General features: G+C 60.5%; 20 protein-coding genes. 14 read left to right on the top strand and 6 right to left on the bottom strand.

What is annotated here, in order from left to right:
* Window positions 1–69 precede the first annotated feature (69 nt).
* Together rsmG and mnmG are read right to left on the bottom strand one after the other, a co-directional pair.
* Window positions 70–732 carry a 16S rRNA (guanine(527)-N(7))-methyltransferase RsmG gene (gene rsmG, locus MPZ60_RS00185; protein ID WP_034351162.1) on the bottom strand — a complete coding sequence of 221 codons (663 nt, stop codon included), beginning with the start codon at window positions 730–732 and terminating at the stop codon, window positions 70–72.
* Window positions 729–2693 (bottom strand): tRNA uridine-5-carboxymethylaminomethyl(34) synthesis enzyme MnmG, encoded by a 1965-nt coding sequence (mnmG, locus tag MPZ60_RS00180; protein ID WP_034351159.1) that lies wholly within the window; start codon window positions 2691–2693, stop codon window positions 729–731. The genes rsmG and mnmG overlap by 4 nt, the downstream gene beginning before the upstream one ends.
* 256 nt (window positions 2694–2949) lie before the next feature.
* Between mnmG and MPZ60_RS00175 the strand changes: the two genes are divergently transcribed.
* The 3 genes from MPZ60_RS00175 to MPZ60_RS00165 all read left to right on the top strand — a co-directional run bounded on the left by MPZ60_RS00175 (window position 2950) and on the right by MPZ60_RS00165 (window position 5425).
* Window positions 2950–3525, top strand: coding sequence for an NADPH-dependent FMN reductase (locus MPZ60_RS00175; RefSeq protein WP_034351157.1), 576 nt, complete (start codon window positions 2950–2952; stop codon window positions 3523–3525).
* A gap of 105 nt (window positions 3526–3630) precedes the next feature.
* Window positions 3631–4239: a glutathione transferase GstA gene (gene gstA, locus MPZ60_RS00170; RefSeq protein WP_003065291.1), complete on the top strand. Its 609-nt coding sequence runs from the start codon at window positions 3631–3633 to the stop codon at window positions 4237–4239.
* 67 nt (window positions 4240–4306) lie between these two features.
* The gene (locus MPZ60_RS00165) at window positions 4307–5425 is read left to right on the top strand and encodes an alkene reductase (protein WP_034351153.1); all 1119 of its coding nucleotides are present in this window, start codon (window positions 4307–4309) and stop codon (window positions 5423–5425) included.
* Between the two features lie 134 nt (window positions 5426–5559).
* Here MPZ60_RS00165 and MPZ60_RS00160 read toward each other — a convergent pair whose 3' ends face one another.
* The gene (locus MPZ60_RS00160; RefSeq protein WP_242881944.1) at window positions 5560–7248 is read right to left on the bottom strand and encodes a methyl-accepting chemotaxis protein; all 1689 of its coding nucleotides are present in this window, start codon (window positions 7246–7248) and stop codon (window positions 5560–5562) included.
* A gap of 272 nt (window positions 7249–7520) precedes the next feature.
* Between MPZ60_RS00160 and MPZ60_RS00155 the strand changes: the two genes are divergently transcribed.
* The 3 genes from MPZ60_RS00155 (at window position 7521) to MPZ60_RS00145 (ending at window position 9665) form a co-directional block, all read left to right on the top strand.
* On the top strand, window positions 7521–7715 hold the full coding sequence (locus tag MPZ60_RS00155) for a heavy-metal-associated domain-containing protein (RefSeq protein WP_012836553.1): 195 nt from the start codon (window positions 7521–7523) through the stop codon (window positions 7713–7715).
* 76 nt (window positions 7716–7791) lie between these two features.
* The gene (cueR, locus tag MPZ60_RS00150; RefSeq protein ID WP_034351148.1) at window positions 7792–8298 is read left to right on the top strand and encodes a Cu(I)-responsive transcriptional regulator; all 507 of its coding nucleotides are present in this window, start codon (window positions 7792–7794) and stop codon (window positions 8296–8298) included.
* A 179-nt stretch (window positions 8299–8477) separates the two neighbouring features.
* Complete coding sequence (locus tag MPZ60_RS00145; protein WP_003072098.1) at window positions 8478–9665, top strand: acetyl-CoA C-acyltransferase family protein; 1188 nt, start codon at window positions 8478–8480, stop codon at window positions 9663–9665.
* A 164-nt stretch (window positions 9666–9829) separates the two neighbouring features.
* Here the strand turns inward: MPZ60_RS00145 and MPZ60_RS00140 are convergent, their stop codons facing one another.
* On the bottom strand, window positions 9830–10867 hold the full coding sequence (locus MPZ60_RS00140; protein ID WP_034351145.1) for a recombination-associated protein RdgC: 1038 nt from the start codon (window positions 10865–10867) through the stop codon (window positions 9830–9832).
* A 262-nt stretch (window positions 10868–11129) separates the two neighbouring features.
* Between MPZ60_RS00140 and MPZ60_RS00135 the strand changes: the two genes are divergently transcribed.
* Both MPZ60_RS00135 and MPZ60_RS00130 read left to right on the top strand, forming a co-directional pair.
* A complete protein-coding gene (locus tag MPZ60_RS00135) occupies window positions 11130–11684 on the top strand; it encodes a Spy/CpxP family protein refolding chaperone (protein WP_034351558.1) in 555 nt (184 codons plus the stop codon).
* Window positions 11685–11901: 217 nt separating this feature from the next.
* Window positions 11902–12465, top strand: coding sequence for an acyloxyacyl hydrolase (locus MPZ60_RS00130; RefSeq protein WP_034351557.1), 564 nt, complete (start codon window positions 11902–11904; stop codon window positions 12463–12465).
* 1467 nt (window positions 12466–13932) lie between these two features.
* On the opposite strand, the gene dinG is transcribed toward MPZ60_RS00130, so the two are convergent.
* The gene (dinG, locus tag MPZ60_RS00125) at window positions 13933–16104 is read right to left on the bottom strand and encodes an ATP-dependent DNA helicase DinG (protein ID WP_072248247.1); all 2172 of its coding nucleotides are present in this window, start codon (window positions 16102–16104) and stop codon (window positions 13933–13935) included.
* A 1015-nt stretch (window positions 16105–17119) separates the two neighbouring features.
* On the opposite strand from dinG, the gene MPZ60_RS00120 reads away from it, so the two are divergent.
* The 5 genes from MPZ60_RS00120 to MPZ60_RS00100 all read left to right on the top strand — a co-directional run bounded on the left by MPZ60_RS00120 (window position 17120) and on the right by MPZ60_RS00100 (window position 24914).
* Window positions 17120–18283, top strand: coding sequence for an efflux RND transporter periplasmic adaptor subunit (locus MPZ60_RS00120; protein ID WP_034347924.1), 1164 nt, complete (start codon window positions 17120–17122; stop codon window positions 18281–18283).
* 20 nt (window positions 18284–18303) lie between these two features.
* Entirely contained in the window at window positions 18304–21417 is a 3114-nt protein-coding gene (locus MPZ60_RS00115; protein WP_012836546.1) for an efflux RND transporter permease subunit, read from the top strand.
* Window positions 21395–22690 (top strand): TolC family protein, encoded by a 1296-nt coding sequence (locus MPZ60_RS00110; RefSeq protein WP_034351142.1) that lies wholly within the window; start codon window positions 21395–21397, stop codon window positions 22688–22690. The genes MPZ60_RS00115 and MPZ60_RS00110 overlap by 23 nt, the downstream gene beginning before the upstream one ends.
* 122 nt (window positions 22691–22812) lie before the next feature.
* Window positions 22813–23517 (top strand): response regulator transcription factor, encoded by a 705-nt coding sequence (locus tag MPZ60_RS00105; RefSeq protein WP_034351139.1) that lies wholly within the window; start codon window positions 22813–22815, stop codon window positions 23515–23517.
* Entirely contained in the window at window positions 23517–24914 is a 1398-nt protein-coding gene (locus MPZ60_RS00100) for a HAMP domain-containing sensor histidine kinase (protein ID WP_012836544.1), read from the top strand. The genes MPZ60_RS00105 and MPZ60_RS00100 overlap by 1 nt, the downstream gene beginning before the upstream one ends.
* A gap of 18 nt (window positions 24915–24932) precedes the next feature.
* On the opposite strand, the gene MPZ60_RS00095 is transcribed toward MPZ60_RS00100, so the two are convergent.
* Window positions 24933–25340, bottom strand: coding sequence for a YkgJ family cysteine cluster protein (locus tag MPZ60_RS00095; protein ID WP_003065319.1), 408 nt, complete (start codon window positions 25338–25340; stop codon window positions 24933–24935).
* A 156-nt stretch (window positions 25341–25496) separates the two neighbouring features.
* On the opposite strand from MPZ60_RS00095, the gene MPZ60_RS00090 reads away from it, so the two are divergent.
* Window positions 25497–26114, top strand: coding sequence for a glutathione S-transferase family protein (locus MPZ60_RS00090; protein WP_034351135.1), 618 nt, complete (start codon window positions 25497–25499; stop codon window positions 26112–26114).
* Window positions 26115–26847 lie beyond the last annotated feature (733 nt).

Below are 26847 nucleotides of genomic sequence, written 5' to 3'. Positions count from 1 at the left end.
GCCTGACACAGTATGTAAAAAGGCACTTTGCTCCCCTTGGAAACAAAGTGCCCGACCAAGCTTTACCGCTCAAGAAGCCAGTTTCAACCAGATCACGCAGCGCTCGGCATCCAGGCCGGGAACCTGTAATGGTTCCACGTGAAACACCTTCACATCGGCAGGCAGCGCAGCAATTTCCTCATCAGGGTGCTTGCCCTTCATGGCAAACCAGATGCCATCCTCGGCCAGAGCCTTGCGCGACCAGGTGGTGAAGTCCACCAAGGACGCAAAGGCGCGGCAGCTGATGACCGGATACCGGGTCTTGAGGTTTTCCACCCGGTCATGAATGCCGCGCAGATTGGACAGGCGCAAGGCTGCAGCCACCTGCTGGATGAAAGCGGCCTTCTTGCCCACGGTATCCACGCAGTTCACATCGATCTGCGGGCAGCAGATGGCAAACACCACACCGGGCAGACCACCGCCGGAGCCCACGTCCAGCAGCGGCAGGCGCTTGCCTTCCTCCAGCGGCAGGCGGCTCACATGCCGCAGCAAGGCGGGCACGGCGGCCAGGCTGTCGAGCAGGTGATGCGTCAGCATCTCCTGGGGATCACGCACCGACGTCAGGTTGTAGACCTTGTTCCATTTCTGCAGCAGATCCATGAAGGACATCAGCAGATCGATCTGCGCCGGAGCCAGTTCCAGCTTCAGTGCCTGAACGCCCTGCTCCAGTTGGGTACGCAAAACCTGACTCATGCGGAAGCCTCTTCGTTCTGATTGGCAAAGCCCTTGAAGCCGCCTTTTTTCAGATGCACCATGAGCAGCGAGATGGCGGCAGGCGTCACTCCCGAAATACGCGAAGCCTGACCCAGGGTTTCGGGCCTGTGCTTTTGCAGCTTCTGGCGCACCTCGAAGGACAGCGCCGCCACCTGCATGTAGTCGAAGTCCAGCGGCAGGCGCAGGCGCTCGAAATGTGCAGCGCGTTCGACTTCATCCTTCTGGCGGTCGATATAGCCAGAGTACTTGGCGGCAATCTCCACCTGCTCGATCACTGGAGCGCTGAGTTCACCCAGAGCCTCGGGCTGCACATCGGCAGATGCATACCGGCCCTGGTTCATGCCCATGAGCTTGTCGTAGTCCACACCCGGGCGACGCAGCAGATCGAACAGGTTGTATTCGCGCTCCATGGCCTTGCCCAGCACGCGCTCTGACTCTTCCGCTGCCACAACGCGCGGGTTCACCCAGGTGGACTTGAGGCGCTCTGTTTCACGTGAAACAGCATCGCGCTTGCGGCTGAAGGAATCCCAGCGCGCATCGTCGACCAGCCCCATCTGGCGGCCCGCTTCGGTCAGGCGCATATCGGCATTGTCTTCACGCAGTTGCAGGCGGAACTCGGCGCGGCTGGTGAACATGCGATAGGGCTCGGTCACGCCCTTGGTGATCAGATCGTCGACCAGCACGCCCAGATAGGCTTCGTCACGACGCGGCATCCAGGGGCCTTCGCCACGGCACTGCAGCGCTGCGTTCAAGCCGGCGAACAGGCCCTGGGCGGCCGCCTCTTCATAGCCGGTCGTGCCATTGATCTGACCCGCAAAGAACAGACCTTGAATTTGCTTGGTCTCGAAACTGCTCTTGAGCGAGCGGGGATCGAAATAGTCGTACTCGATGGCATAGCCGGGACGCAGGATATGGGCGTTCTCCAGACCCTTCATGCTGCGCACCAGTTCGTACTGGATGTCGAACGGCAGGCTGGTGGAGATCCCGTTGGGGTAGAACTCGTGCGTGGTCAGGCCTTCGGGCTCCAGAAAGATCTGATGGCTTTCCTTGTCCGCAAAACGGTTGATCTTGTCTTCCACGCTGGGACAGTAACGCGGACCTACACCCTCGATCTTGCCGGTGAACATGGGACTGCGGTCAAAGCCGCTGCGGATGATCTCGTGCGTGCGCGCATTGGTGTGCGTGATCCAGCAAGGCATCTGCCGGGGATGCATGGCACGGTTGCCCATGAAGCTGAATACAGGCACTTCACCCTCGTTCACGCCGCCAGGCATGCCGTCGCCGGGCTGTTCCTCGCACTGGCTGAAATCGATGCTGCGGCCGTCGATGCGGGGGGGCGTGCCGGTCTTCAGGCGCCCCTGTGGCAGCTTGAGTTCCTTCAGGCGTGCCGACAGGCTCACGGCCGGAGGATCGCCGGCACGGCCTGCTGCATAGTTGTTCAGGCCCACGTGAATCTTGCCATCGAGGAAGGTGCCCGCCGTCAGCACCACGGTGCGGCTGCGGAACTTGAGACCCACCTGGGTGACGGCACCTACCACGCGGTCGCCCTCCACCATCAGGTCATCCACGGCCTGCTGAAAGAGCCAGAGATTGGGCTGGTTTTCCAGCATCTCGCGAATCGCGGCCTTGTACAGAATGCGGTCGGCCTGGGCGCGCGTGGCGCGTACGGCCGGGCCCTTGGAGCTGTTCAGGATGCGGAACTGGATGCCGCCCTTGTCTGTCGCCAGGGCCATGGCGCCGCCCAGGGCATCGACCTCCTTGACCAGATGGCCCTTGCCGATACCGCCGATGCTGGGGTTGCAGCTCATCTGCCCCAGGGTTTCGATATTGTGGGTCAGCAGCAATGTCTTGCTGCCCATGCGCGCAGCGGCCAACGCAGCCTCGGTGCCGGCGTGGCCGCCACCGACCACGATCACATCAAATTCCTGTGGGTACAACATATTCCTGCTCCGGGCCAAGCCCGGCCCTTGCCCCTGCACGAAGCAACCATGCCTCGGCTCTCACGGCAGGCGGACATGTTCTCGCGCCATGTCCAGCCCTGCTGGGGAACCTGCAATTTTCCCACCATTGGCGCAACAATGCCTTGCCAGGGGGGTTTCACGTGAAACATGGCGGCCTGAAGCCCAGCCTAGATGTTTGCCCTGATAGCCCCGTCTATGCATGAAAAATGCAATCGCTCTGTGCTGCAATCACTGCATGCAAATTCTCATTTTTGCGGGCAGTACCCGCCAGGACTCATACAACCGCAAGCTGGCCAAGGTGGCAGCCTCCATCGCGGAACAACAGGGCGCACAGCCCAGCCTGCTGGAATTGTCGGACTACGACATTCCGCTCTACAACGCCGACCTAGAAGCTCAGGGAACGCCTGCCGACGTCATTCGCCTCAAGCAGGCCATGCACAGCCATGCAGCCTGGATTGTCTGCAGCCCCGAGTACAACGGCAGCTACCCTGCCCTGCTCAAGAACGCGATTGACTGGGCCTCCAGCCCGGTCAAGGGCGATGCACAGTGGTCTGATGGCGTCCTGCCCTTTCGCAACAAGGTCGTCGGCATGGCCAGTGCCTCGCCTGGAGGTCTAGGCGGCCTGAGAGCCCAGTCTCACCTCGCAGCGCTGCTATTGAATCTGGAATGCTGGGTAGCACCGCGCAGCCATGCCGTGAGCCATGCTGCAGAGGCTTTCGATGCCCAGGGTCATCTGCTGCGTACACAGAACCAGCAAGGCATGGAGGCTCTTGTGCAGCAGGTGCTGTGGGCTGCAGGGCGCCTGGGCTGAGCAATCTCCTCTCCGATCCGGACTTCTGCCGGCTGCGCATGCATATGAAGTGCAACCGGTTTAGCATGGGCGCTTGTCTTTTCATTGCATAGAGAGCCACTCACCATGAAGCTTTACTACAGCCCCGGCGCTTGCTCCATGTCTCCGCACATCGTGCTGCATGAAGCAGGCCTGCCGCATGAAACCGTGATGGTCAGCACCAAGAGCCACAAGCTCCAGGACGGAACGGATTACTACGGCATCAATCCGCTGGGTTATGTGCCCTTTCTGGTGCTGGACAACGGCGACACCTTGCACGAAGGTCCGGCCATTGTTCAGTACCTCGCCGACCTGGCCCCCGAAAAGAACCTGGCGCCGGCCAACGGCACCGTGGCCCGCTACCACCTTCAGGAATGGCTGAACTTCATCAGTACCGAGGTGCACAAGGGCTTCAGCCCCTTGTTCAGCCCCGCAACGCCCGAAGACTTCAAGCCTGTGCTGCTCGGCAATCTGTTCAAGCGCCTGAGCTGGGTCAACGAGCAGCTCGCCAACAAGTCCTATCTGATGGGCGATCAGTTCACCGTGGCCGATGCCTACTTTTTCACGGTCACAGGCTGGGCCCAATTTGTGGGCCTGGACATCTCTGAACTCCAGCACCTTCAGGCTTATCGCGAGCGCATTCTGGCGCGCCCCGCAGTGCAGGCTGCCATGAAGGCAGAGGGCTTGCTCAAGTAAGTTTTTCGACATCCATGCAAACTCAAAAGCTCGGTACCCACCGAGCTTTTTTCATCTGGAGTTCTGCATGACCTCATTGTTCGAACCGATTGAAGCAGGCAGCCTGCGTCTGCCCAACCGCATTGCCATGGCACCGCTGACGCGCAACCGCGCCCCCGACGCGATACCCACGCCGCTGATGCAGACCTACTACGTCCAGCGCGCCTCCGCCGGTCTGCTGATCAGCGAAGGCACGGCCATCAGCCACCAGGGACAAGGCTATGCCGATGTGCCCGGTCTTTATGACGAAGAGCAACTGCGGGCCTGGAAAAAAGTCACCGATGCCGTGCATGCCAAGGGTGGCCGCATCGTCACCCAGCTCTGGCATGTGGGTCGCATCTCCCACAACGTGCTGCAGCCAGACAGCCAGTCCCCGGTCGCGCCCTCCGCGCTGACGGCCCGCTCCAAGACCTATGTGATCGACAAGCAGACGGGGCAAGGCCAGTTTGTCGCCACCTCGGCACCGCGCGCACTCCGGCAGCAGGAGCTGCCGGGCATTGTTCACAGTTTCGCCACCGCCGCGCGCGAAGCCGTACAGTCGGCGGGCTTCGATGGCGTGGAGCTGCATGCAGCCAACGGCTATCTGCTCGATCAATTCCTCAAGACCGGCACCAACCAGCGCAGCGACGACTACGGCGGCAGCATCGAGAACCGCGCCCGTCTGGTGCTGGAATGCGTGCGCGCTGTGGCCGATGCCATCGGTGCCGGCAAGGTCGGCATCCGCATCTCGCCGGTCACACCCGCCAATGACATCGTGGACGAAAACCCGCAGGTGCTGTTCGAATATCTGGTGCGCCAGCTCGCCCCGCTGGGCCTGTCCTATATCCATGTGATCGAAGGCGCAACAGGCGGTCCGCGCGAGCTGGCGGATCGTCCCTTCGACTACCAGGCACTCAAGCAGGCCTATCGCTCTGCAGGCGGCAAGGGAGCCTGGATGGTCAACAACGGCTATGACCGCCAGCTGGCCGCGCGCGCTGTGGAAAGCGGCTATGCCGATGTCGTGGCCTTCGGCAAGGCCTATATCTCCAACCCCGATCTGGTACATCGTCTGCGCGACGATCTGCCGCTCAATGCCTGGAACAGCGAACGTTTCTACGGGGGCGGTGCCGATGGTTATACCGACTACCCCTCGGTTGCCAGCCAGTAACTTCAATCCATCAAGCCTCCAGTCCTTTCTCTGATTTGGCTGGAGCCTGTCGAATAAAAAGCGAAAGCCCGGTGCATCACTGCAACCGGGCTTTTTTCATGGAACGAGCCGCTCAGGAATGAGCCGCTCGGGGCTCAGGCATGTTCCAGCAATTGCGCCTTCTGACCAGGCAAAGCAGTCTGAGCGGATGCAGGCACCGACGGTGCCATGCCGGGATGGGCTGCGCCTCTGGGGCTGCGCATGACTGCATGCATCGCGCCGCCCGCCAGCTTGAACTGGCTGACCAGCTGTGCCAGTCGCGCCGCCTGCTCGCGCAGCGATTCTGCGGCGGCGGCAGACTCTTCCACCAGGGCCGCATTCTGCTGGGTCATGCGGTCGATATCACCCACGGCCTGATTGACCTGGCCGATGCCCAGCGACTGCTCGCTGGACGCCGCCGTAATCTCGCCGATGATGTCGCCCACACGCTGTGCGCTGTCCACGGTCTCCTGCATGGCCTTGCCTGCGCTCTCCACCTGGCGCGCGCCCACGTCCACGGTCTGCACGCTGGTGTTGATCAAGGACTTGATCTCGTTGGCGGCCTGGGCCGAACGCTGGGCAAGGCTGCGCACCTCGGCCGCCACCACGGCAAAACCACGGCCCTGCTCGCCGGCACGGGCCGCTTCCACAGCGGCATTCAGCGCCAGGATATTGGTCTGGAAAGCAATGGAATCAATCAGGCCGATGATGTCGCCGATCTTGCGGCTGGAGGCCGAAATCTCCTGCATGCTGTTGACGGCCTGGCCGACGATCTCGCCGCCCTGCACGGCCGTCGAAGAGGCCGAGGCTGCCAGCTGGTTGGCCAGCTGCGACGACGATGCGGTCTGCTGCACCGTGGCCGTCAGCTGAGCCAGCGACGCGACGGTTTCCTGCAGATTGCTGGCAGTCTGTTCGGTGCGGGCCGACAGATCCTGATTGCCCGTGGCAATTTCCTGGCTGGCCGTGGCGATATTGCCGCTGGCATCGCGCACCTGGGCCACCGTGGTGCTCAGCGATTGCTGCATCTGGTCCAGCGCACGCTGCAGATCCGTCAGCTCATCCTTGCCGCTGACCTCGGCCCTGTGCGACAGATCGCCGCCGGCAATCGTCAGTGCCATCTGGCGGGCCACTTCAAGCGGACGGCAGATGGACAGCATGTTCAGCAAAGTCAGCGGAATCACCACCACCAGCGCCAGGATCACGGCCGCCACAAACATCCAGCGTGTCTGGTCGGCCACGTCGCGCTCGGCTGCGGCCAGTGCATTGGCCTGCTCACGCAGCAAGTTGTCCAGCTGCGCCAGCAGCTTGTCGGCCTCCATGACTTCGGCCAGAGCCTTGCCGCTCATGCGGTTGGCCGTGGTGGCCGAGTCATAGCCACCGGCTTCAAGCTGGCGCGCAACAGGTTCGAAGAGCTTTCGATAAGCGTCGATGTGCCCAATGATGCTCTTGGTCAGCTGTGCGTCCTGCGCGTTCTGGTCGGTCACAAACTTGCCCAATGTCACCTTGGATTTGTCGATGAACATGACCCATTGCTGATAGGCCTTGCGCACCTCTTCGGGCTTTTCGTACTGGATGACCATGTCCTTCTCGCTGGAACGGATGCCACCCAGCTCGGTGCGCAACTGCGCCATATGGCCCGATTTGACAAAGGCGTTGCTCAGAAACTCCTGGCTCATGTCCTGGATGCGGAACATGCCCAACATCCCGGCGCCCCCCAGCAGACTCAGCAACACCATCACCACACCAATGGCGCCCAGCATGCGCGTGCGGATGGTGAAGCCCCGCATCATTTCCAACAGACTCATGAATCCCTCTCCACTTTGAACGACTGGCATTGTCGGGCCAGAACTTGCAAATTGTTTCAGATTGTCACCGACACCAAGAAAACCCCGTGACTGCGATGCCCAAGCCATGGCGATCAGCAATATGACAAGTTCTTATCGGCAGTCTTTGCGGCTTATCAACCCTGCCGGCTTCATGTCTTGTCAAAGGCTTGACCTTGCCATGATGTTAGGGTTAACCATTCAAGACATGGAGTCCGCCAGTCCGGTCGACTCACTTTCTGAAGGAGCCATCCATGCAACAAGTTTTTGAAGTTCAAGGCATGACCTGCGGCCACTGCGAACGCGCCGTCACCAATGCCATCCAGGGCGTCGATGCCCAGGCGCAGATCAAGATCGACCGCGCCGCCAACCGAGTGGAAGTCGAAACCGGCGCCAGCCGCGAGGCCGTGGCAGCCGCCATTGCCGAAGAGGGCTACAAGGTAGCCTGAGCGCAGCCTCCCCTACCGCGCCAGCACCTCACGCGAGCCATCAGAAGGCCGCTGGCGCGTTTTTTCAGGATCGTCCATGCCCAACCACCCATCGACACAAAAAATCGCTCAGAACTGGCCTGTCGTCATCGGCGAGGCTGCACGCCGCGCCGGGGTTTCTGCGCGCATGGTGCGTCACTACGAGTCACTGGGCCTGCTGCCACCCGTGCACCGCACCGACAGCGGCTATCGCCAGTACACCGAAGCCGATGTGCATGCGCTGCGCTTCATCCGCCGCGGGCGCGATCTCGGCTTTTCCATGGACGAGATCGCCACCCTGCTCGGCCTGTGGCAGGACCAGGGCCGCGCCAGCAGCCAGGTCAAGGCCATTGCGCAAAAGCACATCGCCACTCTGACCGAGCGCATTGCCGCCATGCAGTCCATGCAGCGCACACTGCAGACTCTGGTGCATTGCTGCCACGGCGATGACAGGCCTGACTGCCCCATCCTCGACGACCTGGCCAGCGCGGACACCGACCTGACGCCGGCCCATCACGAGCCCAGGGCTCCCACTCCGAGAAGCAGGCGCAGGGCTGCAGCCTGAGGCGGCTTGCGGGTTTCACGTGAAACCATCGCCGCCCACGCAGGGCAGCGTCAACAACGAGACATGTTGCACTGCAGCAAATACTGCAGAATACTCTGTGCGATGAATGCGGTTGCTCTCATTCATCTTTTCAAATCACTCAAGCACAAGCATTGCCGACGCGATGCAGGAGACAAACCATGAGCACCAGAGACATCTTCGTTGTCAGCGCCGCGCGCACGGCCATCGGCACTTTTGGCGGCAGCCTCAAGGACGTTCCCAACGCACAGCTGGCCACCACCGTGGTCAAGGCCGCCATCGCGCGTGCCGGCATCGCTGCCGACACCGTGGGTCATGTGGTGATGGGCAACGTCATCCCCACCGACACGCGCGACGCCTACCTGTCCCGCGTGGCGGCGGTGGACGCCGGCTGCCCCATCGAAACCCCTGCCTTCAACGTCAACCGCCTGTGCGGCTCTGGCCTGCAGGCCATCGTCTCGGCAGCTCAATCGATTGCGCTGGGCGACTGCGAAGTGGCCATTGGCGCCGGCTCCGAATCCATGAGCCGCGGCCCCTACTTCGACATGTCCGCGCGCTGGGGCGCACGCATGGGCGATGCCAAGAGCATCGACTACATGCTGGGCATCCTGCACGATCCCTGGCAAAAAATGCATATGGGCATCACCGCTGAAAACGTGGCCGAGCGCTACAAGATCAGCCGCGTGATGCAGGACGAGCTGGCCGTCATCAGCCAGCAGCGCGCCGCTGCCGCCATCGAGGCCGGCCGCTTCAAGGAGCAGATCGTTCCCGTGGAGATTGCCAGTCGCAAGGGCGTGGTGCTGTTCGACACCGACGAACATGTGCGCGCGGCCACCACGCTGGACACCCTGGCCGGCATGAAGCCCGCGTTCAAGAAGGAAGGCGGCACGGTCACCGCCGGCAACGCCTCCGGCATCAACGATGGCGCGGCTGCCGTGCTGATGATGAGCGAGCAGGCACTGAAGTCTTCCGGTGCCAAGCCCATTGCCCGCCTGGTCGGCTACGCCCACGCCGGCGTCGAGCCCGCATACATGGGCATCGGCCCGGTCCCAGCCACGCAGAAGGTGCTGGCACGCACCGGTCTGAAGATCGAACAGATGGACGTGATCGAAGCCAACGAAGCCTTCGCCGCCCAGGCCTGCGCCGTGATTCAGGAGCTCGCTCTGGACCCTGCCAAGGTCAACCCCAACGGCTCCGGCATCTCCCTGGGCCACCCTGTGGGTGCCACCGGCGCCATCATCACCACCAAGGCGCTCTACGAGCTGCAGCGCACTGGCGGCCGCTATGCGCTGGTGACCATGTGCATCGGCGGCGGCCAGGGTATCGCCGCGATTTTCGAGCGCGTCTGATCCCCGCGTTTCCGGGAACCTGAAATGCCCATGAAAAAGGCCTGCCAGAGTGATCTGGCAGGCCTTTTTTGATAGCTTCTTGCGCTTTCTAGTGCTTGATTTCAGCATTAATAAATACTGAATTCATTGCCTGGAAAGCGCAGACAGCTACAGCATAAATAGCGTCAAAACGGTGCCTCTTCCGGGGCCGTATCGGCGGGCGCCGTGGCCGGCCCGGTGACCGTCCCCTGGCTCCGCCCCTGTGCCAGACGCACGGGCAGAGTTTCTGCGGCAGGAGCCGACGACAGCGATGCAGGCAGGCCGTCGCCCAGGCCCGTGCGCCCTTCCCCGCCCAGCGCCTCGATCAGATCGGGAATCAGGCGCGAGAGCTCGCCCGTGGCAATCGCCACATCGGTATCGAAACCGCCATCGTCCTGGCTGTTGCCGTCCATCACTGCGTCGAGCAACGCGATCTTCTTGATCTGCAGACCTTCGCTGAGCACAAAGCTCACGCGGTCGTCCCAGGTCATGGCCAGCTTGGTCGGCAACTTTCCATGCTCGATATGCTGGCGCACCTCGTCGATATCGAGCGGGTGGCGCGCATAGCGCACCACGGCCTTGGACTCATCGGCGGCCTTGAGCTCGCACTCGCGGTCTATGGAAAAACCTGCAGGCGGCTCCTGCGTTATCAGCCAGTGCGCCATGGCGGCCTGCGGACTGGTCTGCGTATCCAGCAGCGCCACCGCAAAGCCCGGCAGGCCTTCGACCAACAGCGTCACGATCTCGTCGGCACGGCCTTGTGCACTGGTATCGAGCACCAGCGTGCGCGCCTGCGCATCGATCCAGACCCACATGGCTCCCTGCTTGGTGAAGGCCATGGGCAGCAGGTCCAGCTTGGCCTCGTCCTTGAGCTCTTTCTTCTCCTTCTTGCCGGGCTTGCGGCCCTCGGTCTTTTCGATGTGCTCGGCCTTCTCGTTGACCTTGCGGTTGAGCACGCTGGCCGGCAGCATCTTGGACTCGCTCATGAAGCGCATCACCCACTGTCCGGCCACGCTTTCCGCCAGCGGGCCATGGGCCTCGCCGCGCGGCGGCACCCAGCCCACGGAACGCTCCTGGGTCGCACCGCACTCCTCAAACACCGTCTTTTGCAGCGCATCTTCGAGCTGCTGCAGATCGCCCTGCCAGCTCTCGGCAATGCGATAAACAATCATGTTCTTGAACATCAAAAACCTTTGCTAAACCTTCAATCGTCGCCAGCTCCTGCAGCTGGATCTCGCGGAAAAAAATCGGCCGCCAATGCAGCCCATGCATGCATTGTTGCGCAGTCGCAGCCACTCAAACTTATCAAATCTTTACAGAGCGGCTGCAAAACCTCACGTCTCAGAAACATGGGGGGTCCACACTTCAGTCATCCGCTACCGAATGCCCATTCAGGAGCAAGACCAGGCGGCCACTTCTTCCACTTCAACCGAAAAGGAAACAGACATGACCCGCTTTCGCCAGACATTGACCAGCGCCGCTGTGGCAACCGCCCTGCTCGCCTCGCTGAGCCTGCCCAGCTTTGCCCAGACCACCGCTGCCGCCGAGCAGCCTGCCGCAGCCCAGAAAGCGCCAGAGCCGCACAAGCACCAGCGTGGTGACAAGCGCGGCGACCGCATGGAGCATATGAAGCAGCGCATGGAAAAACTCAAGGCCGATCTGAAGCTGACGCCTGCGCAGCAAACTGCCTGGACCACCTACACCCAGGCCATGAAGCCCGGTGAACGCCCTGCCCCCGGCGACCGCGAAGCCTTTGCCAAGCTGACCACGCCCGAGCGCATCGACAAGATGCGTGAAATGCGCGGCAAGCGCATGGCGGAAATGGACCGCCGTGCCGAAGCCACCAAGGCCTTCTACGCCCAGCTCAATGCCGAGCAGAAAAAGACCTTCGATGCGGCCACCCTGCACATGCATCACCAGCGCGGTGAGCACCATCATGGCCATCATGGCGGCAAACCCGGCCAGGAGCGTCCCGCAGCTCCAGCCCCTGCGGCAAAGTAAGCCGAGTTCAATCGCCTTCTCCATAAAAGCCCCCGGTCGTCATGACCGGGGGCTTTTTTCATTTCGATATCAATTGGCTGACTACCAACGCAAGCGCTTGCCGACAGAACATTTATTCACAAGCTTCTAAATTCATATCCACAGAGGGAGCGAAATCCAGGCATGACCCAAGCATTGATGTCGCGACCAGATTCAAAACATTTAGATGGCAATTGACATGAAAAAACTGCAATTGGCAACGAATCTCGTAATCCCGATGCTGATCAGCCTGGGCAGCCCCATGCTTCATGCACAGCCTGTTCAAGCATCGACGACCGGCCTCTATCTGCAATACGGCTCGGCGGAGCACAGCACCGACAGCTGGACAGGCGGCGTCATCCTCCCCTGGAACTGGAGCTACGCCCTTGGCTCGGGTCGGATGACGGGTTACTGGGATCTCTCTGTCAGCCGCTGGTCGGCCGACTATCAGGGCGGCAATCGTTCAACCTGGGTTCTGGGAGCACAACCCACATTGCGCTGGCGCCCCTCTCAAGGCCAGTCTCCCTGGTTCCTGCAAGCCGGCCTGGGCGTGAGCTATGCCATCAACCACCGCTTCATCACCGATCACAAGGAATTTTCGACCCGCTACAACTTTGCCAGCCATATAGGCATCGGCTACCTGTTTGGCGAGCAACTGAAAAACGAGATCAGCCTGCGCTTCGAGCACCAGTCCAATGCAGGCATCAAGCGCCCCAATCCGGGAGAGAACTTTCTTCAGCTGCGATACGCACGCCACTTCTGAATTCCCGGGGCAGCGCTATCCGGGTTGACCTGGCCGCTCAACGGGCGGCTTTTTTCATGCTTTGCAGCGGTTGCACGGCCTGTGAATAAACATGGTGATAAAAGCCAAGGAAATTTTCTGTTTTCCACAGCCAGGCTGGCTTCTGGAAAGTTGTTCCCAAATCAATGACATCGGCAGCCCATGTAAGGGCACAGACTTTGGAAAAGTCTAAGTTATTGATTTTAAATTAACTTAATTACTTATCAACAATTAAGTGGACTACTTACTATTACTACTAAGTAAAAAGATAAGACTAGAAATAACAACTTTGGCCGAAGTGTACACAGCAATCGTAGATGGTCTGAATAAAAAAAGAGGCTGATCAGATCGGCTTCAAGAAGTTCTTGCTACATCACACCCTTGACATCCGATGTGCTCAAGCATGTCTTCATCAGTTGTTCACTATAAAAATAATAGCTAACAGAGTATATATATCAACGGATAAAGAGAATTTATTGCCCATCAACAGAAAAATGGATTTCTGTGGATAAGCAGATATCAACTTTCATGTTTTCCACAAAAATATGGAAGAAGGCCAAGTTGTTCATGGATCGAGGACAGCAGCAACCGTCATTTGTCTCCATGTTTGTCATTACGCAAGATGCTTGATTTGCCTTGAGTTTTTAAAGTTATCAACACCAGATGCCAAGTCTTACTACTACGACTATATTTTTATAAAACTTCTAAAGAACAACTGAAGGCAAAGTCGCAGGCAAGAGCCCGGGCCATGCAAAACTGCAGCTGATCAGGCGCTCCAATCCCTTTGATTCAGAGGGAAGTTCAGAAAAAAAGGGCTTTGGGAAAATTGACGCGCCAGATCTCGAAAAATTGGCGTAAGATGCGCCTCCTCAATGATCGGAGGTGGGGATAAATTCCCATTGAAGAGTCTTTGAAGCGACTGTTATCCACAGAATGTTATGAACAGCTGGGGGAAACTGGCCAGAAGTGCGTGCAATCGATATCAGCCATGATTGCGCCCTACTCATTCAAAAAAATTCAATGATCTATAGATCCTTGTTTTAAAAGAACTTTTCGCTTGTCGGTGGAGCAAGACCCGGACCAGATATGGCAAGCACTGGGAAAGTGCGGCACCCGCCAATACCGACAGGTCTGAAATCCGGAGTTGCTCAACAACCATGGGGTATGCAGCGCACCTGCCCGGCTGCGCCGCTTCGGGCAAGACCTTGCGGGTTGCCAGTCCTGCAAGACGGATGCCGTCTCGCATTGCCCGGCAACTGTTAGAAAAATTACAACTGCGCGGAGTGCGCCGGGACTGAGTGAACGTGCGCAGGAAGGGCGCTGCAGCAGTGCAGAAAAGAGCCATGCTGCAAAGGCCTGGAGCGCTGAAAACCTGCCTCAGGAATGGCGCAAAAGAGCAGCGAAACGGCCTTGGATCAGCAGTGTGAAAGGCGCGCTTCGCTCAGGACTTCAAGGCATTGAAACAGGGCGCCGTTGCAGCGTGAAGGGCGGCAGGCCCTTGATGAGCAATTGGCCGTAGCTGGTGCCCGTCAGGCGGCGGTCATAGCAGTACACATGGGCCTGGTCTTCCTCGGTCCGGATGGCACGGCCTACCCACTGGGCCAGGCGAATGGCCGTGGCCGGCACCACCAGCTCGTTGAAGGGGTTGCGGCCGCTGCTGCGCAGCCATTCGGCTCTTGCCTCGCCAACAGGGTCATCGGGCGGAGCAAAGGGCAGCTTGGTGATGAACAGGGACTCGCAGAGCGCTCCGGGCAGGTCCAGTCCTTCGCCAAAGGACTGCATGCCGAAGATGATGGAGGGCTCGCCCATCGCCACGGCCTCACGATGGCGTGCCAGCAGAGTCTGGCGGGGCAGGGCGGTCTGCACCAGCACCTGGTTGCGCATGCTGGTGGAAAGCGCATCCACGGCCTGGCGCATCTGCTCGCGGGATGTGAACAGGACCAGTGCGCCGGCCTCTATGCGGCTCAGATCGTTCAGCAGGGCCTCGACCATCTCCTCGGTAAAGCGGGCGGCTTCGCGCGGGTCTGAGGCCGTTTCACGGGCCACCAGAGTGCCCTGGCGCGCATAGTCGAATGGGCTGGGCACTTCCAGCGTGGTGACGGAATCGTCATTGGCCAGCCCCGCTTCGCGCAGAAAGAAGTCGAAGTGGCCGCAGCTGGTCAGCGTGGCGGATGTCAGCACCGCACCGCGTACCTGCGACCACAGGTGCTGGCGCAGGGTGGAGCCGGGCTGTATGGGGCTGGCATGGGCCTTGACCACGATGAACTCGCCGTCCATCTCCAGCGTGAACCACTTGGCATGGGGCACCATCTTGCCGTCGCCATCGCTCTCGTTGTTCTGCAGCAGCAATTGCGTGGTGTTGAAAATGGCTTCCAGCCTGGGCGCCAGGGCGCCTACCTGCGCATAGACGGTGGACAGGCGCTGTGCTTCCTCGGGTTGTTCCTTGATTTCGGCACGCAGGGCCTTGGAGACGGCACGCAGCGCATCCAGAAAGCCGTCGGCATGGTGCGCAATCTGTCCCAGAGGCTCCAGAAGGGCCTCTGGCAGCATTCCGCGGGGTGCCCGTACCCTGGCTGGCCCATAGCTGTCTTTCTGCGATTTGAGAGTCTCTCCGTAGTGCTCCATGACCAGTCGCGCCAGCTCCTGCATCTGCTGGCGCAGCTGACCCGCATGCTTGGGCACGTCGGCCAGTTCCTCGACTTCGGCGACCTGGTTCACGCGCAGCGCACGGCTGGCCAGCTTGTCGATCCAGCCCAGGCGGCTCAGATCCATCTCGCCGGCAAATTGGTCCAGAGCCGTGGAGGGCAGGTGGTGGGCCTCATCGAGCACGAGCAGGCAATTGTCCAGCTCGGGCAGCAGCTTGGAGCCCAGCGAGGAAAGCAGCAAATCATGATTGGCGACAATGACTTGCGCCGCCACCAGGTCTTTGCGGCGTTCGTAATAGACGCAGTTGCCGAAGGCCGGGCAGTGCTTTCCGGTGCATGAAGAGGACTCGGCTGCCACGGGGCTCCAGGCCTCGGCCTCAGGCGGGGTCTCCAGCGAATCGCGGTCGCCGTTCCAGGCCTCCGTGGCCAGCGCATCGGCCATGGATTTGTAGAACTGCATGCGGGCCTGCAGTTCATGCTGAGGACGGCTGAACTTGGTCTGGCCCTGCTCATCGCCAAACAGATCGTCCATCTCGTCCTGTGCTTCCCCCGTGCTCGCCAGACGTTCCAGCTTGAGTTTGCAGACAAAGCGGCCACGCCCCTTGGCCAGTGCGAATTTGAATGGCTGGTCCAGCTTTTGCGCCAGAGCCGGCAAATCCTTGTTCACCAGCTGTTCCTGTAGCGCCACCGTGGCTGTGGAGATCAGCACGCGCGTGCCGCGCGACAGCGCCATGCGAATGGCCGGAATGCTGTAGGCCAGCGATTTTCCGACCCCGGTTCCGGCTTGCACGACAGCGATGGCACGACGCGGTTCTGGCTCGCCTTCATCGACTTTTCCGAGCTGGGCCTGGCTCAGCGTTTGCGCGATCTGGGCCGCCATTTTTCGCTGTCCATCACGACTGCGAAACCCCGGCATGGCCCCGACCACGGCATCAAAGGAATTCAGGGCCTCTTCAGCCCACTTTTTTTCATGCATTTCAGCGTTTTTTGAGACGCAAAGACGCTGTGCTTTGGCGTTTTATAAGTATTCGTACAGAGATATGTATCAAATAAGATTGAATTTCTTATGTGATACGGCATACAAAACAGGGGAGTTTGTATGTTCTGCGCTTGTATCTAGTGGGCGGTTTCAATGAAACTTTTCCACCACTTGTATGTGACTTGTTCATTGTAGTTGTGGATTTCGTCCATGGTAGTTACCAAGAAACTTATCCACAGAGATATCCGAGAATTGGCCTGTACATATCCTGGAGACAACCATGTATTCATGTCTGTGGATATGGTTGTTAAATTTTTATGAATAAAAAGCTTTTTCTAGATTTCGATACTGCTGAGATTTTTCGGGATCTGCATAGTTTTCAAGCGCTGTGAGTAAGTTTATCCATGGCTTGTATCGCTCTTGCAGGGTATGGAGTTCTCGGTTTATCCACAGGTTCGAAGGATCTGCTCATGAAGGCATGCAGGCTCTGAATTTTCCACTGATGACGGTCATGCCGCTGGTTTGTATGCCAGAGCGGTCATTTCTGTTGAAATCCGGGATGCGGAGGAGGGAGGGGCGCAATCTATCCACTGCGTGGATAACTTCAAAGCTCTACTTTTGATAGTAGATATCCATTGCTTATCAATGGATTGATCGTGTTTTCTGAGGAATTCAGAGATCAGGCGTGGCCTTGGCTTTGGTCACGATTTTTGGCTACTTTTAATACTCATGTATGAAAAAATACATGAAAAATGCCTGTTTTTTGAGCAATTGACAGATGCTGTCAATGAATTGCCTGAAAAACGGGCAATTCGTCGAGTCTGCAGGCTGATTTCCCTGTTCAACCCTGGCCCGGCTGCTCTCTGGTCGTGCTTGTACCTGTGTCCGGTCTTACCAAACCGTAATGCGTGTGTCATCCACGCAGCTGGGGGCTGTTCCTAGCATGGTGGCATCACTGCAAGTGAAGCCGCGGACCAGCTCGTCACTTGCCAGTCATGGAAAAGGGTGAACGATGAACAAAAGCCTTGTGGGACTGCCGGGAGCGGCACATTTACCAAACTGGACATGGGCAAGACTGCCGGTGGTGGCTGCGGCCATTGCCGTGGCGGGTCTGTTGGGTGGCTGTGATGCCTCCAAGGCCACCGAGGAAGCGAAGAAACCGGTTGCGCAGCTGCCCAAAGGCTTTATTCAGGTCAAGCCGGAATCCGTGAAGATGCTGGAGATCGCGCCCGTGGCCGATCCGCAAGGGGTGCAGATGGCCTGGGCTCCTGCGCACGTGGCGTTTGTCGAGGATCGTGTGGCTTCGGTTGCAGTGCCGTTATCGGCGCGTGTCGTGGCTGTCAATGCGCATGTGGGCGATATGGTCAAGGCCGGTGATTTGCTGGCGACGCTGGTCAGCCCCGATGCACTGCGCACCCGCTATGACGTGGCTGCGGCCAAGACCGCACACGACGTGGCTGTGGTGGAAGCCCAGCGCCAGCAGACCATGGTGGACAAGGGCGTGGGCGTGGAAGTCGATCTGCGTGCCGCGCAGGCCAAGCTGCGTGAAACCTCGCAGGAGCTTGGTCGTGCACAGGGCACGGCAGCGCTGCTGGGCTCCGGTGGCGGCGATCGGATCGAGCTGCGCGCACCGCGTGCCGGCATCGTGGCCGAGCGCAAGGCTGTGGTGGGTACTGCTGCCGAGCCGGGAGCGGCGCTGTTCATGATTGGCGATCCCCAGGCCATGAATGTGGTCGCAGAGGTATTCGAGTCCGATCTGCCCGGCATTCGTCTGGGCAGTTCCGTGCAGGTCGAGGTACCGCAGCTGCCCAAGCCGATCAAGGGCACGGTCCGTCATCTGGGGGCTACGCTGGACAAGGAGTCGCGCCGCGCTGCCGTGGTGGTGGAGCTGAGCGAACAGAACCCGGTGCTGCGTCCCGGCATGCAGGCCAAGGTGGGCGTGCAGTTGTCGAATCTGCAGGAGATGCTGATTCCCGTCACTGCCGTGCTCATCAAGGATGAGAGCCGCAGCGTGGTCTATGTGCAGCATGAGAACAACCAGTTCGAGGCACGCGTGGTGACGCTGGGGCGTCCATCGCGCGGCATGGTGCCGGTGATCAGCGGCCTCAAGGTCGGTGAGAAGATCGTGGTGCGTGGTGGCCTGCTGCTCGACGGCGCGGCCAGTCAGCTGCTGTAGTCCCGGCAGGAGTCTGAACCATGCTGCGTTCATTTATTGCATTTGTCGTCCATCGCCGGCTGCTGGCGCTGTGCGCCACGCTGGCGATTGCCATCTATGGCGTCTACGCCTATCTGCAGACGGCCATCGAAGCCTATCCTGACGTGACCAATGTGCAGGTCGGCGTGATCACCCAGGCACCGGGGCTGGCTCCTGAAGAAGTGGAGCGCCAGATCACCCAGCCGCTGGAGCGTGAGCTCAACGGTACGCCGGGTCTGATATCGCTGCGCTCGGAGAGCTATTTCGGCCTCTCCATGATCAACCTGGTCTTCAACGACGACGCGAAAAGTTTCACCGCGCGCGCCGAGGTTTCGCAGCGTCTGCCGCAGGCGGATCTGCCCAACGGCGTGACGCCTGAAATGGCGCCTGACTACACGCCGCTGGGCAAGATTTTCTACTATCGCCTGCAAAGCGACAGGCACACTCTGGCGCAGCTGCGCACCGAGCAGGAATGGCATGTGGTGCGCGTGCTCAAGCAGGTGCAGGGCGTGGCCGACGTGGTGAGCATTGGCGGCTTCGTCAAGGAGTTCCACGTTGAAGTGGACCCCGAGAAGCTATACAGCCTGGGCCTGTCTCTGGACGATGTGAGCGATGCACTGTCCAAGTCCAACCGCAACGTCGGCGGTGGTCTGATGCGCCGCGGCGAACAGTCCTTCATCATTCGCGGTATCGGCCTGTTGCGCAATCCGCAGGAGATTCAGGATGTGGTCGTTGCCATGCGTGGCAAGGCTCCCGTGACCATCGGCGACGTGGCGCGTGTCGCGCAGTCGCATACGCCGCGTCAGGGCTCGGTGGGCATGGACGACCAGAACGATGTGGTGCAGGGCATTGTGCTGCTAAAGCGCGGCGCCAACCCTTCCATCGTGCTCGATGACATTCATGCCAAGGTCGATGAGCTCAACAGTGGCGGTCTGCCTGAAGGCATGCACATGGTCACGAACTATGACCGCTCCGATCTGGTGGGCCATACGCTCAAGACCGTGCAGCACAACCTGCTGTTCGGGGCCACGCTGATCGTGGCCGTGCTGTGGCTGTTCCTGCGCAGCCTGCGTGGCTCGCTGATCGTGGCCACCGTGATTCCGCTGTCGCTGCTGGTGGCCTTCATCGGCCTGCACTGGCTGGGCATGCCCGCCAATCTGATCTCCATGGGAGCCATCGACTTCGGCATCATGGTGGACGGTGCCGTGGTGCTGGCCGAGAACATCATCCGCAATGCACGCCAGCGCAAGCCGCAGACGGCGAACGACATGCGCCACATCATTGTGGATTCGGCCGTTGCCGTGGCCAAGCCCACGCTGTTCGCCATGGCCATCGTGATTGCGGCGCTGATTCCCGTGTTCTCGCTGCAGAGCATCGAAGGCCGCATCTTCCGCCCGCTGGCCATGACCTACAGCTTTGCCCTGCTGGGTGCGCTGGTGTTTGCCATGGGGCTGGTGCCTGCGCTGTGCGCCCTGATGCTCAAGCCCAAGCACGTGATGGTGGAAGAGCCCAAGATCTTCGACCGCGCGCATCATGGCTACCAGCACTGGATCGCCAAGGTGCTGGGCGCAGCCAAGCGCCGCACGGCCGTGATTGCCGTGTTTGTGAGCGTGCTGGTGGTGGCCGGGGTTTCAGCCAAATGGCTGGGCACCGAGTTCCTGCCCGAGCTCGATGAGGGCGATGCCTATGTGCTGGTGCAGATGCCTGCTTCCATCTCGCTGGAAAAAGGCCAGGAAGTGCTGCGCGATGTGCGTCTGCGTCTCAAGGTCTTCCCCGAGGTGATCACCGTCACCACGGAGCAGGGACGCCCCGAATCGGGAACCGACAACGAGACGCTCAATCTTGCCAAGGTGCTGGTGCGCCTCAAGCCCCATGGCGATTGGCGCAAGGGCTTGACCAAGCCCGCGCTGATCGAGGAAATGCGTGCGACGCTGGGTGAAATTCCCGGCGTGGCCTTCAACTTTGCGCAGCCCATTCGCGACAGCGTGGAAGAGTCCACATCGGGGGCGCGCGGCCAGGTGGTACTCAAGCTGTTCGGCCCCGATATTCCCACCCTGCGCGGCATTCTTCAGCAGACCAAGTCGCTGGTGAAAGGCATCGACGGAGTGGTTGACCTGGATCTGTATCGCGATGCTCCGGCACCGCAGGTGCATGTGCAGTTCGATCGCCAGGCGCTGGCACGCCAGGGCATCGCCATGGAAGACGCGCAAAAGACGCTGGAAGTGGCTCTGGCAGGCAATGTGGCCACCACTCTGTGGGAGGGTGAATTCCCCGTACCGGTGCGCGTGCGTCTGCCCTATGTGGACCGCATGGACGAGGAGCGCATTCGCAACATCGCCATACCGCTGCCCGATGGTGGTTCGGTCCCCCTGGGATCGGTAGGTACGGTCAGCATGAAGATCGGCAACTCCTCCATTTTCCGCGAAGGCAATGCGCGCTATATGGCGCTCAAGTTCAACGTGGAAGGCCGCGATATCGGCTCGGTGGTGAAGGACACGCTGGCCACCTTCAAGCAGAACGTGAAGCTGCCCGAAGGCTACCAGGCCGTCTGGGGCGGCGAGTGGGAGAACCAGCAGCGTGCGGCTGCACGCCTGAAGGTGGTGGTGCCGCTGTCTCTGGTCATCGTCTATGCCCTGTTGTTCGGCGCGCTGGGCCAGGCCCGCAGCGCCGGCATCATCCTGCTGTGCGCACCGTTCGCCATGGTGGGTGGCATCGCAGCCTTGCATCTGGCACACATCGAGCTGTCCATCAGCGCGGCCATCGGCTTTATCGCCTTGCTGGGTCAGGTGGCTCTGGCGGGCTTGCTGGTGGTCTCTGCGGTCGAGGATTTGCGCCGCCAGGGCATGCCCCTGATGCAGGCGCTGATCGAAGGTGCAGCCGAGCGCATGCGCTCCATCATTCTGGTGGCGCTGCTGGCGCTGCTGGGCCTGCTGCCCATGGCTCTGTCTACCGGCGTGGGTAGCGAAACCCAGCGCCCCTTTGCCTCGGTCATCGTTGGCGGCATGGTGGTGCTGCCACTGGTGGCGCTGGTGCTGCTGCCCGTGCTGTATGCCTTGCTGGGCCCCAAGAACATGTTGACGCAGGAAGAACGTGATGAAAGCGCTCAAGATGAATAAGTGGCACTCTCTGGCCATGGCCGCAGCACTGTGCTGCGGTGCTTTCAGCGGCATAGGCCATGCTGCCGAGGCTATGGATGCAGCCGCACAGAGCAATGCTGCAGCGGGCCGTCTGGCGGCCCCTGCACAGCCTGTGACCCTGCAGGAATATCTGCGCATCGTCGTGCAGAACCAGCCCAATCTGGCGGCAGATCGCATGCAGCTGGATCTGGCAAAGGCAGACAGCAAAACGGCTGCCACCATACCCAATCCCGCCATGCACTACTCCAGCAAGCGCGGAGAAAAGGAATGGGGTGTGGAGCAGGCCATCCCCATCTTCGGCCAGCGCGGCATGCGCATCGAGAACGCCAGGCTGGGCGAGAAGGCCGCAGCGGCGAATGCCGACGTGGCGGTCGCCGTCACCATGAGCGATGCAGCCCATGCCTTCAATGAGCTGCTGGTGGCCCAGCAGCGCTATCAGGTGTGGTTGGCTGCCCGTGATGAGCTGGAGAAGGCCGGCAACATCGTCAAGGGCCAGATCGAAGCAGGCACGCGCAGCCGCTATGACGGCGCGCGCCTTAACCTGCAACAGGCACAGATGAGCATGCAGGTCAGCAAGGCTCAGGCCGCCTTGCGGGATGCAGCATCACGCGTGGCCAGCATTGCGGCCTTGCCGCAATGGCAGGTGCGTGTGGAAGGCAGCCTGCAGGCCACTGACATTCGCAAGGCAGCCAGCTACGAGCAGCTGTGGAACCAGGCGCAGACCCAGTTGCCGAGTCTGCGTGCCGCGCAGGCCGAGCTCGACAGGTCGCGCCAGAAAATCAAGCTGGAGCAGCGTGAAGCATTGCCCACGCCATCCTTTGGTCTGGCCCGCATTCGTAACAGCGTGGACGGCAGTTTCAACCAGGTGGGCGTGAGCGTGGAGATCCCGCTGTTCGACCGCCGTCAAGGCCCCATCGAGCGCGCCAAGGTCGAGGCCGATCAGGCCGAGCTGCGCCGCGATGCGGCTGTGCTTGCCGCCCAGTCCGAGCTGCAGCGCGCCTTGCAGCAGCTGTCGCTGCGCCGAACGGCCGTGCGCGACTACGAGAAGGAAGGGCTGGCGCAGATTGCGCCGCTGCACCAGATGGCACAAGACGCCTACAAGCTGGGCAAGGGAACGATTCTGGAGCTGATCGATGCACTGGGCTCGATCACCGAGCACAGGCTGGAGCATCTGGAGCTGGTCAAGGACATGTTGGATGCGGAGTGGGAAGTGCGTCTGGCCAGCGGCGATCTGCCACAGGTGCAGCCTTGAGCGAGGCGAGGGAGATGGCACAAACCCCTGTACCACCTCCTGATGCTGCTGCATCGCCGGCTGCGAAGGTGGAGGCAACGGCTTATAGTGTCTGTCCACCAACGGCCAGAGACAGACTCAGCATGTACCGCTACCTCATCATCGAAGACGATGCGCTCAACGCGCGTTACATCGCTGAAGGGTTGCGCCAGCAAGGCGCGCATGTCAGCGTCTGCGGTGACGGCGTGCAAGGCATTGCACAGGCCGTTGGCGAGAACTGGGATGTCATCATCCTCGACCGCATGTTGCCCAATGGCTTTGACGGGCTGCAGATTCTGCAGACACTGCGCTCCATGGGCAAGCAGACACCGGTGCTGGTGCTCAGTGCCTTGTCTGCCACGGATGAGAGAGTGCGCGGGCTCAAGGCCGGCTGCGATGACTATCTGACCAAGCCCTTTGCATTTTCCGAGCTTGCGGCAAGGCTCGAAGCCCTGGTGCGCCGCGCCCAGATCCCGGCTCCCACGCGCGAGATGCAGGTGGCCGATCTGCGCGTCAACCTGATTTCGCGCAGCGCAGAGCGCGCCGGCCAGCCGCTGTCGCTGCAGCCGCGCGAGTTCCGTCTGCTGGCGTTTCTCATGCAGCACGCGCACCAGATCGTCACGCGCACCATGCTGCTGGAGTCGGTCTGGGATTACCGCTTCGATCCGCAGACCAATGTGATCGACGTGCACATCAGCCGCCTGCGCAGCAAGGTGGACAAAGGCTTTGCCACGCCTCTCATTCATACCGTGCGCGGTGTGGGATACAGCCTTTCGGACCAGCCGCAAGACCTGCCCGAGGTGGTCTGATGATGCGCTCCAGACCCTGGAGTTCGCTGGCCTTCAGGCTGGCACTCAGCTATGGCGGCCTCCTGGTTCTGACCATGGCCATTGTGCTGGCCGTCTTCTATGTGCAGACTGTGGGCGTGGTGCGGGTGAGGCTCGACAAGCAGGCCGAAAACCATGTGCGCAGACTGACCGAGCACTCAGCCAAATACGGCCCCGGAGCGCTGGAAAGCGAGATACTGCAGACCATTCGTGACGGTGTGAATACCGACACGGAAATCCTCATTCTCATGAACCCGCAGGGCGAGACCATTGTCAGCAATGCCGAGGTCTATCCTCCGCGCAAGCTCAGCATCATGGGCGTGCGCGAGCTGACCGTGAAGCGCAACGGGCGGCTGATGGTGGGCCGGGTTGCCGTGGTTGAAATGCCCAATGGCAATCTGCTGGCCGTAGGCAGCGACATGCAGCTGCAGCGCGACATGGAGGAGCTGTTCGGTCAGGCCAGCTTGCTGGCGGCCGTTGCAGCCTGCATCATGGCCCTGATCGGTGCCATGGTCTTCAGGCGTGTGGTGGATGAGCGCGCGGCAGCCATTCGCAACACCATGTCGCGCGTTGCGGCGGGCGATTTGCGACAGCGCATTCCGGTCGATCAGCGCGGCGATGAATTCACGCTGCTCAACCGCGATATCAACGCCATGCTCGATCGGCTCGAGCAGTTGATGGAAGGCATACGTCATGTCTCCAACAGCATTGCGCACAATCTCAGAACGCCGCTGACGCGCATCCTGCTGCGCCTGCGCAACGCACAGCAGGCCAGCCCCGAAATGCAGTCCGCCACGCTGGCGCTGGTGGCCGAAGAAGTCGCTGAACTCGGTGTGGTGTTCGAGAAGCTTTTGCAGATTGCCGAAGTGGAAAGCGGAGCCAGCCGCAAGAGCTTTGCGCCGGTTGACCTGCAGGCCTTGCTGGTCGATGTGGTGGACTTCTACGAGCCGCTGGTGGAAGACGCCGGCGGCATTCTCAGGCTGGATGTGCAGCAAGGTGTTCAGGCCCTGGGCGATGGTGACTTGTTGGCCAGCGCCGTCTCCAATCTTGTTGATAACGCTATCAAATACGGAGCATCATCCAGCGACATTCATGGCGCTGACGTGCTGTTGCGTGCGGCCCCGGCGCAGGAGCAGGGCAGCGATGGCGCATGGGGGGTGGAGATCACCGTGCAGGACCAGGGACCGGGCGCAGATCCTCAGACCCTGGAGAAAATGACCACCCGTTTCTATCGCGCAGAATCGGATCGCCCAGGCTACGGACTGGGCCTGGCCAGCGTGCTGGCCATTGTCCAGCTGCATGGCGGCAAGCTCAGTTTTCACAACGCCAATCCGGGCATGGTGGCGCGCATCTGGCTGCCTGCCGTGGCCGATGTCTGAAGCGCTGCCCAGAAGCTTTCAGATCTGCGAAAGCGCCTTGTTGCCGTAGGCACAGAACCCCGGTTTGGGCCCCTTCTTGGGATGCAATCTGCAGGTCTCCGGGCGCTTTTCATAGACCGTGCAGCGGCGCGTGTTCTTGTCCAGAAAGTTGCAGTCTCCGCCTGCCCGGCGGGCCATGGTGAAGATCTCGTGCTTGGGGTTGAAGTGGTCGATCAGGCGCATCTTCAGCAGCCGCTTGGCGATCAGCTTGGGCTCGATGTTTTCGACCTCGAACGGGTCCACCAGCTCCAGGCGCACCAGATCAGGCAGGCGTACCTCCAGCGGCATGGTGCAGCAATTGGCTGCGCAGCTGTCGCACATGCCGGCCTTGTACTTGCTCCAGGTTTCCAGGCGGTCGACGTCAACAATGCGGATGGAGGATTTCATTTCGGGTGGGGCACTTCTGGGAGAAGCGCGATGCTGCCATGAGATGTCGATGTCTGCCTTGCGTCATTGCTATGAGCAGACCCGGCTCATGGGATTGAGCCGGCTGCGCAGCAGCCTACACTGCACAGGCATATCACCATCCACGGGAGAACGATTTTGGCAAGCCAAACCACGCTTTACTACGCAGCTGGCACCTGCGCGCAGGCCGTACTGATTGCGCTTTATGAGGCCGATGCCCAGTTCACACTCAAGACGCTGAGCTTTGCCGACAACGAGCAGCGCAGCCCCGAATACCTGAGCATCAACCCCAAGGGCAGAGTGCCCGCGCTGGCCACGGAACGCGGCGTGCTGACCGAGACTCCGGCGCTGCTGCTGTATGTGGCGCAGACCCATCCGCAGGCCCGACTGGCGCCGCTGGAGGACCCCTTTGCGCTGGCGCAGATGCAGGAATTCAATGCCTATCTGGCCTCTACCGCGCACATCGCCCACGCCCACCGTCCGCGCGCTTCGCGCTGGGCCGACGACGAGGCCGCCCAGGCCGCCATGCGCGCCAAGGTGCCGCAGAACATGCGCGACTGCTTTGCCGTGATCGAGCAGCATTATCTGGGCGACAAGACCTGGGTGATGGGCGAGCAGTTCACCGTGGCCGACGGCTATCTCTACACCGTGGCCGGCTGGCTCAAGGGCGACGGCGTGGACATCGCCGAATTCCCGCGCGTGGCGGCCCATTTCGAGCGCGTGAAGGCCAGGGCTTCGGTGCAGAGGCTGGGCTGACGGCATCTCAAATGCCGGACGTGAAGGGATAAGAAATACGCCTGCCAGCGTATCGGTGAATCGCCATAGCGCTTGTGATGAGGGCTGTGGCAGGCCTGATTGCGTCCCAATGGGAGAGGGCCATAGGCTCTCTTCACGGTACGCGATAGCGCGATCACTCGCTCAAAAAAGTGGGCAAGGAAATCATGGGTCTGAGCCAGGCTGGCACCTACAGGGTCCAGGCCATGGGTAGTGGACCGGTGCCGGAAAAGGAAAAAAGCCTATTCGGCAGAAATCATCGAAAAGGTGAATGGCGTGTTCGAGGTCGAATTGACCGACGGTGAGCAACTTCTGTATGTCGGTGGTGTGCTTAAGGGCCAGTTGTTGTAAGAGCAGATGCTGATCAAGCGGTCTGCAAGGAGCTGTTCAACAGCTCACCGGATCTGCGCAATTCGCTGTGCAACACCATCATGAATGGCCTGGGGTGATCGGCAAATAAGGTGCAACTAGACATTGAGTTCCGAGTGGCTTCCGTGTATCTGGGCAAATTTATGCAATGCTGAAGGCAAAGGCGGATTTGGATTCCCGGAACCAGCGTAGTTCCGCTGCAGCAGCACGGCCCAGAGCTGGCAAATCCCATCTTGTGAACATCGGGTGTGATGCTGAAATTGCTCGAATTTCAACGCAAATCAGCCTGAAGCGATCTCCTGGTAGCCGCTAGCCGCTATCAGATCCATGGCCTCGGTGCTCTTGG

The organism is Comamonas sp. 7D-2 (assembly GCF_022749555.1).
GTDB lineage: Bacteria > Pseudomonadota > Gammaproteobacteria > Burkholderiales > Burkholderiaceae_C > Comamonas > Comamonas thiooxydans.
The sequence above is the reverse complement of the archived record's forward strand: the minus strand, read 5'-3'. Positions and strand labels throughout refer to the sequence as shown.